Annotated in this window: 12 protein-coding genes; 7 read left to right on the top strand and 5 right to left on the bottom strand. The window is 43.7% G+C overall.

Translation table 11 applies throughout. The annotated features are described in order from the left end of the window. Positions 1-241 precede the first annotated feature (241 nt). On the top strand, positions 242-1,441 hold the full coding sequence (locus AACW75_RS04880) for an enolase C-terminal domain-like protein (RefSeq protein WP_237297621.1): 1,200 nt from the start codon (positions 242-244) through the stop codon (positions 1,439-1,441). Positions 1,442-1,469: 28 nt separating this feature from the next. Here AACW75_RS04880 and AACW75_RS04875 read toward each other — a convergent pair whose 3' ends face one another. Together AACW75_RS04875 and AACW75_RS04870 are read right to left on the bottom strand one after the other, a co-directional pair. Further along, entirely contained in the window at positions 1,470-2,183 is a 714-nt protein-coding gene (locus AACW75_RS04875) for a GntR family transcriptional regulator (RefSeq protein WP_208774559.1), read from the bottom strand. Positions 2,184-2,462: 279 nt separating this feature from the next. Continuing rightward, positions 2,463-3,707, bottom strand: a complete 1,245-nt coding sequence (locus tag AACW75_RS04870) for a membrane dipeptidase (RefSeq protein ID WP_237297620.1) — start codon at positions 3,705-3,707, stop codon at positions 2,463-2,465. Between the two features lie 239 nt (positions 3,708-3,946). Between AACW75_RS04870 and AACW75_RS04865 the strand changes: the two genes are divergently transcribed. After that, positions 3,947-4,903: a helix-turn-helix domain-containing protein gene (locus AACW75_RS04865; protein WP_237296598.1), complete on the top strand. Its 957-nt coding sequence runs from the start codon at positions 3,947-3,949 to the stop codon at positions 4,901-4,903. Between the two features lie 37 nt (positions 4,904-4,940). Here AACW75_RS04865 and AACW75_RS04860 read toward each other — a convergent pair whose 3' ends face one another. Both AACW75_RS04860 and add read right to left on the bottom strand, forming a co-directional pair. Further along, the gene (locus AACW75_RS04860; protein WP_237297619.1) at positions 4,941-5,507 is read right to left on the bottom strand and encodes a sugar O-acetyltransferase; all 567 of its coding nucleotides are present in this window, start codon (positions 5,505-5,507) and stop codon (positions 4,941-4,943) included. Between the two features lie 118 nt (positions 5,508-5,625). After that, the gene (add, locus tag AACW75_RS04855) at positions 5,626-6,624 is read right to left on the bottom strand and encodes an adenosine deaminase (RefSeq protein ID WP_145569714.1); all 999 of its coding nucleotides are present in this window, start codon (positions 6,622-6,624) and stop codon (positions 5,626-5,628) included. A gap of 120 nt (positions 6,625-6,744) precedes the next feature. On the opposite strand from add, the gene AACW75_RS04850 reads away from it, so the two are divergent. The 5 genes from AACW75_RS04850 to AACW75_RS04830 all read left to right on the top strand — a co-directional run bounded on the left by AACW75_RS04850 (position 6,745) and on the right by AACW75_RS04830 (position 12,369). Next, complete coding sequence (locus tag AACW75_RS04850; RefSeq protein ID WP_017082825.1) at positions 6,745-7,692, top strand: LysR substrate-binding domain-containing protein; 948 nt, start codon at positions 6,745-6,747, stop codon at positions 7,690-7,692. A 123-nt stretch (positions 7,693-7,815) separates the two neighbouring features. Next, complete coding sequence (locus tag AACW75_RS04845) at positions 7,816-9,270, top strand: glutathione synthase (RefSeq protein ID WP_145569823.1); 1,455 nt, start codon at positions 7,816-7,818, stop codon at positions 9,268-9,270. 199 nt (positions 9,271-9,469) lie between these two features. Beyond that, complete coding sequence (locus AACW75_RS04840; protein ID WP_145569715.1) at positions 9,470-9,988, top strand: TetR/AcrR family transcriptional regulator; 519 nt, start codon at positions 9,470-9,472, stop codon at positions 9,986-9,988. Further along, a complete protein-coding gene (locus tag AACW75_RS04835; protein WP_145569717.1) occupies positions 9,985-11,040 on the top strand; it encodes an alcohol dehydrogenase family protein in 1,056 nt (351 codons plus the stop codon). The genes AACW75_RS04840 and AACW75_RS04835 overlap by 4 nt, the downstream gene beginning before the upstream one ends. Positions 11,041-11,274: 234 nt before the next feature. Further along, entirely contained in the window at positions 11,275-12,369 is a 1,095-nt protein-coding gene (locus AACW75_RS04830) for an HDOD domain-containing protein (protein WP_237297618.1), read from the top strand. 101 nt (positions 12,370-12,470) lie between these two features. Here AACW75_RS04830 and AACW75_RS04825 read toward each other — a convergent pair whose 3' ends face one another. Next, the gene (locus tag AACW75_RS04825) at positions 12,471-12,869 is read right to left on the bottom strand and encodes a DUF1090 domain-containing protein (protein WP_145569721.1); all 399 of its coding nucleotides are present in this window, start codon (positions 12,867-12,869) and stop codon (positions 12,471-12,473) included. Between the last annotated feature and the right edge of the window lie 6 nt (positions 12,870-12,875).

Raw genomic sequence — 12,875 nt, 5'->3', positions numbered from 1 at the left:
ATATTTAACTCCAGTAATCATATCGATAACTTATTTAAATCCAATGGGATAAAAAGAGACTTCAATCACACTTAAAATTCGAATAAATTATTTTCGACCGTTTTGGGCCAATTGGTATGTTTTGTTTATCAAAAAAAAACACTAAACGTACCAATTATTTTTGCATGAAATTTAACGCTTGAAATGTGCTTTTTAACACGGTTAGATAATAAGAGTTGAAGTTAGTTTAGGTTATTTAATTGTGAAAGAAACTATTATATCCGATATCCATTGTATTATTACCAAGCCAGATAGGCATAACCTCATCACGGTTGTTGTTGAAACCAATGAAGGTGTGACAGGCTTTGGTTGCGCGACCTTCCAACAACGACCGCTTGCTGTAAAAATAATGGTCGATGAGTATCTAAAACCTCTTCTAGTTGGTAAAAATGCCAATAATATTGAAGACTTATGGCAAATGATGATGGTCAACGCTTATTGGCGAAATGGCCCTGTTATCAATAATGCAATTTCCGGTGTTGATATGGCACTGTGGGATATTAAAGCCAAATTAGCGGGTATGCCGTTACATCAATTATTTGGTGGTAAGTCTCGTGATGCTATTCCTGTATACACACACGCGACTAGCGACACAATGGAAGGTATTTATGAGTTGGTGGAATCTTTCCTAGACAAAGGTTACAAGCATATTCGCTGTCAGCTTGGTTTCTATGGTGGTGTTCCAACCGATTTACATACCACTCAAAATCCGACTGAAGGCTCGTACTACGACCAAGATCAGTACATGGACAATACACTGACAATGTTTAAGTCGCTTAGAGAGAAATATGGTAATAAATTCCATATTCTTCATGATGTTCATGAGCGCCTTTTCCCAAATCAAGCAATACAATTTGCCAAAGAAGTTGAGCAATATAAGCCTTACTTCATTGAAGATATTCTTCCGCCAAACCAAACGGAATGGTTGGATAACATTCGTAGCCAAAGCTCGGTTTCATTGGGTTTAGGGGAGTTGTTTAACAACCCTGAAGAGTGGAAGTCTTTGATTGCTAACCGCCGCATTGATTTCATTCGTTGTCATGTTTCACAAATAGGTGGCATTACACCTGCGCTTAAACTCGGACATTTATGTCAGAACTTTGGTGTTCGTATTGCATGGCACTGTCCGCCAGACATGACGCCAATTGGCGCTGCGGCAAATACGCATTTGAATGTGCACCTACATAATGCAGCAATTCAAGAGCATGTTGAATACAACGAAAACACACACAAAGTATTCCCGAATGCCGCAGAGCCTATCAACGGTTATTTGTATGCATCGGAAGTCGCCGGGATCGGCGTAGAGATGGATCGAGAGGTTGCAGCCGAGTTTCCTGTGATGTACCGCCCTCATGAGTGGACTCAAAGTCGACTACCAGATGGCTCAATTCATACGCCATAGTCTGTTGTTTCAATCAAATTTAGCCGCACTAGCGGCTATTTTTATCTCTGAAATTCATGCTCTCGTTGTTAAAAGGCGTGTGATAAGTGCATTGATAGTTGATGTCGATAATGTCACTGACGATGAACAATTCGCCAGAGGTAAGGAAGCCACGGTTGGTGATGTTCATTGCCGCGACATTCTTCTTACAGCCCAGTAAATCGGCATCATCTTTGGATACGTTGATGGCTTGATAAGTCGTTAAGTAACTGTCGATCTCTAAGCCTTGAGCGAGTGCGTGTTTTTGAAGCGAACTTTCGATGATGTCTGTGTTCATTTCATGAAAGATACTGACAGGTATTTTTGTTTCTTCAATTTGAACGACTTTATTATTAATTAACCTAAGACGTTTGATCTTCCAAATATATTCATCGTCACGTAGAGAAAATATTTGTTGTTCGTGGTTGTTTGGTAACGCCTTATTTAATTGAATCTTTTTATAAGATATTTCTTCAAAGCTGTTTTCAGTAATCGAGTTATAAACTAGAGGGGTTCCAATCAAAGATGTATTAACAAAGTACCCTGAGCCCACCTTAGATGTCACCATGCCAATCGCTTCTAGCTTGGCTAGCGCTTTTCGAATAGTAAATCGAGATAAGCCATATATTTCAGAGAGTTCCCTTTCTGCAGGAAGCTTATGATTGATACTGTTTTGACAGATCTTGCTAACAATATCTTGGACAACTAATTCATATTTTTTCATTCTAAAAACTTAAAAAAGCACTCATGGTGATTAAATTATAGTTAACTAAATCAGATACTCAGCGCATTCCGAACTAGCCGTTAATTCTAACATAGAAGGCCGATTAGATGATGGGATATAGGGTGTTTTGGAGGGCGAATTCAAGGGTTACTTCTGGGTGTGTGACTTCATTCTCTTTCTTGGTTAGATAAGCGTGAGGCGAGGTCACCTGCAATTAGCTAATAAAAAAGCACGACCAATAGGACGTGCTTCGAATGCTTGAGCTTTGTTAGTTGCGAGCTACATGGCTAAGTTTTCATTTCTTAACTTGGTGAGCGCTTTTAGACGCTTTGTATACTCTTTTTGGAACTCGTCTGGGTCAGCACCTTCAGATACTTGAGCGTACACTCGCATCTTGTTGCCGCCGTAGATCTTAGCAAGATCATCGTTGCTGTAACCGCGTTTCCACAGTTCATCAGTAATCGCTGCTAGGATCTTCGACAGTTCACCATTACCGGTAGCGCCTTTGTTGAACGCCTCAATCATGTAGCCGCCATCGTCGTACATTTTCGCGTTTTTGGTTGCGAAATCCACAACCATTGCGGTAGAGAACATATCATCAGTTGCGATACCTACGTGGTCAACGCCTACCAATTTCACGTAGTAGTCGATCATATCTGCAGCTTGCACTGGAGAAATATCTTCAGGCCAAACGCCGTCCATCATCCATTCGGTGAAGGTTGGGGCAACATAGCCACCTGATTTAGCTGCGCGTATTGCTTCATCATCAGGAATGGCACGGTAACAGCCTTTTGGTGTCGCATTCGCTTCGTTTTTGTATAAACCGGCAGGCACAGAGTGGGTGTATACAAATGGCACATCAGGGTAGTTTTCTTCCATATAACTCATGGCATCGTTAGCCGTTTTTGAGCCTGTATGGCTGAGATCTAGAATCACCTGATACTTGACCATCGAATCGATAACAGACTCTCCCCAAGATGTTAAGCCGATGTCTCTGCCATTATATGCAGCCAGTTGTCCCGAACCTGTTCTGAAAATGTCGTTATAAGACAAGATCATGCTTTTGAGACCCATGTCTTTAAGAATCGCCATCTTGGTGACATCTTCTTCCAAAATTGTCGCAGTTTGGCTATTCCATAGAACGGCAGTCTTTCTTTCTGTATGGGCTTTTTCAATATCGTGATTAGAGTGGGCAACGATGAACTTATCAGGTTGTTTTGCCATCACAGAACGATGCTTGTGATGGTGGAACAAGAAGTCATCAAAGTTGTGGTCGGCAGCAGTAATGGTGTATTCATGCCCTGTAATACCCGCGTCACGTGCACCTTGGAAGTAATCCAATAATTGTTGGTCGTCACTCCAGCCCGCTCCATATGGGCTCGCGAGCATACCAATGACGATCGTGTCTTGAACGAATGTTTTGGCTTTGTCTGATGCTGGCCAAGTTTTGCTTTCAACACTGGCGTTAGCAACACCAAAACTCATTGCTATACTCGCTGCTACTAACGTGATCTTTTTAAACATGAAAACCTCTCAATTATTGGTTTAAGTCCATTTATTCAATATCTATATTTAATAGTAGACCCTGACGGTATCTCGGGATTATTTAAAATTGATAACCCTGTCATACTTTGCAATCAAAGCTGCTCTTGTTGGCTATGTGGTTCACTTTATTAGTGAAAACTGTAAGTGAACCTTGTTAACTTGAGATAATTGTAGCTAAGCTCTGAAATGAAAATGTGCATTTTGCGTCACTAGTTAATATGGAAAAGGATAGAGTGATGGGGCTTGATATTCCTCTGATTGATAAGCGTGTGGTGAACCACTTTCAACAGTGTTTGCAAGAAGATAACTCGCTTGCTCTCGGCCGCTCATTGGTTGCAGATCTGGCGTTAGAAGTGAAACTTCCATTCAGTATGGATACGTCATCGGCTAGCTATGTTCCGTATAACGTTTTTTCCCTCTTCTTACACCATATCAGGGTTAACCTAGGCCCGAATGACTTCATTGTTGTGCTGTTAGAGAGTGCAACCCGAGCAGCTAAAGAACTTCGATTCCCTGCTCTTTCGATGCAAGATTTCCTTGATTCTTTCCCCATTGAAAAGCTATCTGTGGAACAAAGTGGGGCAAAGTTTTCTGTCTCGTTTAAGACGTCAATGCAGTCAGTTAGTCACGTTGAATCTGAGTTGTTTCTTATCGCTTATACTCACGCTTATTTGAAGGCGCAATATGCTGAGCTCGGTAACCCAATTCGATATGATTTAGTGACAACGAAGTCGCAGGCATTAAGCGAGTTAAAAATCCAAACTGAGACACCTCAATACCTTGGGCAAGAGAATATGCGTATTCAATACGATCGGTTAGAAGTGGAACATTTGCTGGAAACCAAAGTGAAGCCCATGGCCGATGCTCGCAAAGTCACTGAGGCTTTGTCGCCATATATTGGTCGAGTCGATATCGACTTAGATACATTTTGCGATTTGATCGGGATTGGAAAGCGTACTATTCAAAGAGCGTTGAATAAAGAAAATACAACCTTCAAAGCGATAAAAGAGACGCTCGCGTTTGATTTCGCTAAGCGGGTTATTTCACAGCAAACCTATACTATTTCTGATGTCGCACTTCACTTAGGTTATGCCGATTCATCGCAGTTTATAAGAGCATTTAAGCGAGTAAATGGGATTACACCTTATCAATGGAAGAAAGGCCATGTTGAGTGATAAACATGGCCTTTCTTAGATTTAGATTGTTGCTGAATTAGTCGCTCTGTTGCTCAGTATTCAAGTGTCGAATCAACTTGGCTGGCGTACCGCCGTATAAGCAGTCTGGTGGTACATCGCTGTTGACCACAGAGTTAGCTGCGATGACTGAACGAGCCCCAATCGTCACGCCTTGGTTGATCACTGAGTTACCGCCAACCCACACATCATCTTCGATTGTTATTGGTAAACAGAAGGTTTCCCATTTACGGCGGCTACGATAATCAAGGGAGTGTGATGGCGTATAGAATTGGGCACTTGGTCCAATTAAAACATTGTTACCGATCTTGATATTCGCACCATCCAACATCACCACGTTCATGTTGATGAAGGTGTCGTCACCAATCTCAATGGTTTTACCAAACTCACAATGAAACGGGGGACGGACAACGCTGTTTCCTACTTTACCAAACAGATTAGCCTGAAGGCTTGGTAGCTGAGTATCGTCTGAACATTGATTCAAGTCTGATAGCGCCTTGCTGGCGTGAGTGCGCATGTGGTCTATCTCATGGTCTGCGCCATCAAAAATCTCGCCAGACAGCATTTTCTCGAGTTCTGTTTTCATTGTTTGCATCCCATTCGTCAACATCGATATTAGAATACGGATAATTGGACATAAAAAAAGAGAAAAGCCTAAGCCTTTCTCTTCCCGTTTTTATACTTAGCAATCAAAATTGCTCAAATTAGATTTGCTCAACGAAACCCATTAGGTGTTGTTTCACTTCGTCTGAAGCAAAAGCGCTCTCTACAGAGCACTTGTAGATCTCTGCGTAGTCTTCTTTAGTTAGACCGAACGTTTCACACACCCGCTTCACTTCGTTAGTCATGGTTGTGTTCGACACAGTACGGTTGTCTGTGTTGATGGTCACAACGATGCCGTCTTTCTTGAATTCAGCAATTGGATGGTCGCTGAATTTGTGAATACATTTAGTTTGAACGTTACTTGTTGGGCAAGTTTCAAGCGCAACTTGTTTCTCTTTAACGATGTTGTATGCGTCTTCGTTACCTTGGATGTGAACACCGTGGCCGATACGCTCAGCGTCAAGCAGTGTCACTGCATCGTAAACGTTCTGACCGTGCCATTGTTCACCAGCATGAACTGTAATGCGGTAGCCTTTTTCAAGTGCGTATTGTGTGTACTCAGGGAATTCAGCGCAGAAGCCTGGCTTTTCACCGCCAGCGATATCAAACGCAACCACGCCTTTACCTAGGTAAGGTTGGCCTGCGTCGATCACGTCTTTGATAGAATCTTTCGGGAACATACGAAGTACAGACATAATGTAGTTGCCCTTGATGTCGTATTTCTCTTCTGCGCGCTTCATGCCTTTTACTGCACTTGCAATGATCGTATCAAGAGACAAGCCCTTGTTTACGTGCAGGATTGGTGCGAAACGAACTTCTAGGTACTTAACGTTTTCTAGTGCAGCGTCTTCGTAAAGCTCGAAAGAGATACGCTCAATCGCTTCTTCAGTCTGCATTACTTGTAGTGGAAGGCTGAAACAAGCCAGATACTCATCTAGGTTTTTACAATCTTCTGGCACAGTTAGAGATTGAACAACCGCGTCGCGATCTTCAGGTAGTTCGATATTGTACTGTTTTGCTAGGTCAATAATCGTATCTGGGCGAACACTTCCGTCTAGGTGGCAGTGTAAATCAATCTTTGGTAGTGCTAGAAAATCCATGAGTATTCCTTAATTCTATTATTATTTGAGCGTGTTAACTCACATGCGCTAAATTTACCAAGACCATGATATGATTTAAAGTGACAATTAATCATCATTAACCTGAATTTAGGGAATATCATGGTAGATGTTAAAAGCTTACTTAAATGCGACATGAATTTGCTGCTTTGCCTACACGTTCTTATTGAAGAACGAAGTGTGAGTAAAACAGCAGAGCGACTCTTTTTGAGCCAGTCTGCGGTAAGTAAACAGCTCACTAAGCTGAGAGCTTTGTTTGATGACCCGCTATTTGAGCGAGAATCCAAAGGGCTATTCCCCACACCCAAAGCACTCGCGTTAGCGCCTAAGATCCATCAAATCCTACTGCAAATCGAAAAGCTGACCGTTCCCGAAGTTTTCGACCCTAAAGACAGTGAGCGTACCTTCACTATAGACCTTGTCGAAACCGCCTACACGGCGATTTATCCGCACTTTATGCCGACTGCACTCGCCGATGCGCCTCATATTACCGTTAACAGTTCAACGTGGAGCAGCGATAGCTTCAAGCGATTATTAAAGCGTGAAGTGGATTTTGGGATCGGTATTTTTGAGCTAGATGAGCGCGCTTCTACCCACGTGCAGTGTATTCCTGATGCACTTGACTACGTCGAGCTGTGCTTGGATTACTCGGTGTGTTTGATGCGTAATGACCATCCTGCGTTGCAAGAGGAGTGGAATCTCGACACCTTTTTGAAATATCGACATATACAGTTGGTGACAGGTGGTGCGGGTGACTGGCTATTGATGGAAGTGCTCAATTCTAAGCAACTGGAGATCAACAAGGCGGCTAACGTTTCAGATATCACCAGTGCCATCAAACTGTGCAAGCAGAGCGACTTGTTAATGTGTTATCCATACAACTCGGTACGCGATTACATTGATAGCGGAGAGTTGGTGATGAAGCCTGTTCCGGTCGATTTGGTACCGGGAGGTTTGTTCCTACTGTGGCATAAATACTTCGATTCAGAACCGAGCCATAAATGGTTGCGTGATTTGATCGTCAATAAGACCCAAGACACTCAGATGTAAGTCATTAACTGAAGTATTCAAAGAAGTGAAATATTTTTCGCTTTGTTTTCGTCTTTTTAGAATGGGCATCGTCTTAGTAGAGCGCTTAATCCCAGTTAATAGTGAGAGACCAAAATGAATCCAATGCTCACGTCATTGATTCCGCAACAAATTATTGAAGACACGTGTGAGTGGGCACTCATGCACGGCGTCGCGTTTCGACAAGCTGACAATACCGCGAGACATTGTCCGTTCAGTTTGGCTCCAATGACAATGGAGCGTAAGGTGTATAAACACTTGTTGAAGGTAACACCACTGATCACCAAGTTAATCAGCAACGTTTCCGAAGATCATGATTTCTTGCAGTCATCACTGAGTGATATGACCAAAGCTGACCCGTTTTTTGGCCGTTTGATGGAGTTGCATCAACAAGCGCATGGCGAGGTGTCTCATCGACTTTATCCTGCTCGCCAACCGTTGTTATTAATGCGTACTGACTTCATGGACGATCGCCAACACGGAGCAAAAGTGATTGAGTTCAACGGCATTGCAGCAGGGATGGCACCTTTTGGTCAGCGCGCAACAGAATTCCACTCATTCATGCAAAACCAATGGCCAAACGTTTATAACGATTGGTTAGAAGACCCATCTGCAACACCGGCTGAAAACCAAGGCTTAACCCAGTTGGCTTATGGTATAGCTAATGCTGCAAGGCAAGTGAAAACCGACTTTAAAGAGCAAGATAAACCGGTTTTCTTGATGGTGGTGCAAAAGAATGAAGACAACGTATATGACCAACACTTGCTTGAAGTCGAGCTACAAAAACAGGGAATTCGCATTGTTCGTCGTACCTTTGAACAATTGAGCTGTCAGCTTTCATCGGGCGATAATCAACGCCTGTTATTGAAAGATGTCGGCGCAGTCGATGTTGTGTATCTAAGAGCGGGTTATCAGTATTCAGATTACTGGGCTCCTGAGCTAGATGAGTCGGTGTGTTGCCACACGCTAAGCCAGACTCGCTTGTTTATGGAGCAACACCATGTCGCGATGAACGCGACGATAAGCCAGCAATTAGCGACCAGTAAAACCATGCAAATGCTGCTGACCATGATGCCAGCAGCAGAATACGCACGTTGGGGTTTAACGCTAGAAGAAGCCGAACTGGTCAAGAGTGTTCTGGCTGATATGAAGCCTATCACCAGTGAATCGATTGAATGGTTTAACACCCAAGCTGATAAGCAAGAGTGGGTGTTGAAAAACCAAGGCGAGGGCGGTGGTCATTGTGTTTTTGGTGACGACATCAGCGAACAACTGAGCCAGCTTAAACCAGAAGAGTACGACGCGTGGGCATTGATGCAGCGCTTGTACCCGCATGAGCGTGACGTGCCGACCATTGCTGTACGTAACACCCAACAAACGCTAGTGACAGATTTAGTCAGCGAAGTCGGCCTATTCACCGCTTACTATCAAGGCAAACCAGTTACCGAATTGGACGGTTACGCGGGCTACTTGATCCGCAGTAAACCCGCCGGCGAAAATGAAGGCGGGATCCACAGCGGGAAAGGGATTTTGGATTCTTTAACACTGATTGAATCCTAATTTCACTAAGCATTAATCTAGTGGTTTTGGTAATTTAAATCTCGCATCTAATAATTGGATCCGGGATTTTTTGTTTTATAGGACGACAAAAAGATCTCATTGACACAGGTAGAATGATCGCTCTACCCTATAGGTAGAACAGTTATTCTACCTATCACTGTTACTTACTACGATTGGTATTCAGTATTAAGAGAGCACTATGTTGAGAGAACAGATTGCAGCAAGCCTTGAAGTGGCGTTTAGCCAGCAAGGTTTTGCGGAACCGAGCGTTGCACAGCTGAAAACCACGTGCAACGTGAGCCTCAGAACCTTGTATAAACACTTCCCTTCAAAAGAAGCGATGATCGTCGGAGCGTTAGAACATCGTCATCAGCGCTACTTGAGTCTGCTGTTGGAAGATTCCCCTAGCTCGGGCTACCAAGCGATTACTCATATCTTCAACAAGCTTCAACAGTGGATGGAAGAGTACGCGCCGCACGGTTGTTTATCTATGAACGCACTGGCTGCTTTTCCTGACAACGAACTAATTAACCAAGCCGTAATCGAGCATAAGAAAGAAGTTCAGGCGTTAATGGCTAAGCAAAGCCAAAGAGACGAACTCGCTTCAGAGCTCTTTCTACTTCATGAAGGCGTATCAAGCGCGTGGCCAGTATTGGGCAAAGAAGCAGTGGCATCGGCACAGAATATGGTGACAAAATTACTCAAGGAAACAGTATGAATTTTGAAGTGCCAAAAACAATGAAAGGCGCAGAGATGCTAGGGCACGGCGGGGCAGAGATGCTTGGGTACCGTGAAGACATTGCTGTTCCTCAAATTGAGCCTAATGAAGTGCTGATCAAAGTCATGGCTGCTGGCGTTAATAATACCGACATCAACACGCGAATCGGTTGGTATGCGAAAAGTGATGATTCAGATGATGCCAGTTGGTCGGGTGAAGCGTTGAAATTCCCTCGCATCCAAGGCGCTGACGTATGCGGTTTTATCGTAGCCGTTGGTAGTGACGTCTCAGCTGAGCGTATTGGTGAGCGTGTTCTGATTGAGCCTTGTTTGACTGAGGTTTATGGGCAAGATTTACCACAGCCATGGTATTTCGGCTCTGAGTGCGATGGTGGTTTTGCTGAATACACCAAAGTAGCAGCTAAGCACGCTTACGCGGTGAACAGCACAATGTCGGATGTTGAGCTGGCGTCTTTCCCATGCTCTTACTCGACCGCAGAAAACATGCTGACGCGTGCCAACGTGGCTGAACCTGATCGCGTGCTTATCTCAGGTGCATCGGGCGGTGTGGGCTCTGCGGCTATTCAGCTAGCAAAAGCTCGCGGCGCGTATGTGATTGCGATTACCAGCCCAAGCAAGAACCAACAGTTACTTGAACTTGGCGCTGATGAAGTGATTGCTCGTGATGCGGATTTGGTTAAAGCGCTAGGCGAAAGTAGCGTCAATGTGGTTATCGATTTAGTGGCAGGTGACAAGTGGCCTGAGTTCCTTGAAGTGCTGAAACCACATGGCCGTTATGCCGTATCTGGCGCAATTGGTGGCGCTATGGTTGATCTTGATGTCCGAACTCTGTATCTCAAAGATCTCAGCTTTTTTGGTTGCACAGTTTTAGAACCACAGGTATTCCAGAATCTAGTCAACCGTATTGAGAAGCAGCAGATTGGCGCCATCGTCGCAGAGTCTTATCCGTTAGCCGATATTCATAAAGCGCAAGGTGAGTTCCTAAAGAAAAAACACGTTGGTAAGATCGTGTTGGAAGTCGCTCAGAGCTAACTTTAGACAGTGTCACGCATCTAATTTATGTAAGAGCGAGCCAGTGTCATGTGCTCGCTTTTTTGTTTCTGGTGAATACAGGAGGCCTAGTCTCGCAGGCTGTTGAGTAACAGATCTTATACCGTTGAAAAGTTAATGATTCATTTATCACTGTGTGGTTTATTAATTAACTGTGCGATAATCACCGCCGTTATATATCCCTATCTATGTTGTATTCATCTAGGAGCCGTATTGATGTTTAAAAGGGTATTGCAGGTACTATTCTCGCCTTTTGTTGATTCAAAAAACAAACCCTCTGCAGAGCCTGTCCAAAAAGAGCAACAACAAATCGTTGCTACTGATTCTGTGCGGTCTTCAATCTTTGTTCCGCCTTCGTCAGCTCAACCATCATCATTAATCGTCGATAATACGCTTAGCCTTCACGATGGTGAGTTCCTCGATTATTTGTTTGGAGAGTCTCGCCTTCGAACGGAGTCAGACCCATTTAGCGATTTTGTCGCTTGTCAGATTGAACGCTTGATTCGCTCTCCAAAAGCTTTGCTTAATGAACTGCCAGTGATGCCAGCCTCTGTGACCAAGTTAATGGCAGAATTACAGAGCGACGAGTTTGATGTCGATGCTTTGTTAAGAGTGATTGAACGCGAGCCGAGTATGGCAGCCGATGTGATTAAACTGGCTAACAGTGCTTTCTATAAGCGTGGTGAAAAACAGGTTACTGACCTAAAAACAGCATTCCTAAATATGGGTTCTCAAGGGCTTGTTGAAGGGGTGGTGAATAGCTACATGAAGAACTTCACGCCGGGGAACAATATTTACTGGCGTCACTTCGGTGAGAAAATTTGGAATCACAGTGTTCAGACGGCGTCGTTTTCTAAGGAGTTGATGAAAGACTCTTCATCTCAAGAAGATCAAGCAGCGGCATACTTTGTTGGGTTGATTCGCAACTTAGGCAAGATGATCATTTTCCAGATGATGGTAGAAGCCTTCAAACATGTAGACCCTTCTGTTCCGCCTAACTCGTTGGCATTGAAGCGCCTGATGAACAGCTACTCTATTCGCCTGACTTACACCATTGCTAAGTTCTGGGAGCTGCCAGAGTCTGTGTTGACCGCAATTGGCTACCAAGAGTCGAGCCGATACGAATGCACGCCACTTGGTCAAGCTGTGTTTGAAGCTAACTACTTGAGTGAGCTGTGCTATTTACTGGAAGAACAAACGATTGAAGTCGAGCAGTTTAAGCGCAGATGCAAAGAGACACTGATGTCTCCGGCGGCATACAAAGTGGCTAACCGGATTTATAAAGAGTCTGAATTGGCGCTAGTAGGATAATAACGCCTGGCGTTGGCTAGGTTGATTCTGAAGTCGTCATAAAGCGGTATTTTCTAAATGGTCTTACTAAGCAGTAAGACCATTTTTGTTTCAATTATCGATTAAGGGATCTTAGCCAGTTCTTGTTTCAATTTATCGATTTTACGCAGTTCTTTTTCGATCTTACCCTCATATTTTCGGATTTTATCCGCTCTATCGTTTCTTTTTGCTTCTTCTAAGTCGGCTTGGTATTCAGCCAAATCTTGTTCATTGGATTCAATCTTCTCGCGGAGATCATCCTTCAAACCCTCATTGGTGCAGTTTTCTTTCGCCGCTTTCAAGGCCGTGGTTAATCGCTCCACTTTGTACTGATTATCGTACTGCTCCGCTTTCTTTATTTGATATTCGATCTCACAGAATTTCTTTTCACAACCAGTTAGTGCGTCGCATTGGGTGCTCGCCATGCTGTTAAAAGAGAATGCGCAAAGAAACAGTAATGAGCCTTTTAGGTGTCGAGTCATGGTTTA

This window comes from Vibrio sp. L3-7, from assembly GCF_963898195.1.
GTDB classification, from domain to species: domain Bacteria; phylum Pseudomonadota; class Gammaproteobacteria; order Enterobacterales; family Vibrionaceae; genus Vibrio; species Vibrio echinoideorum.
This window is presented reverse-complemented; position numbering and strand designations above follow the sequence as displayed.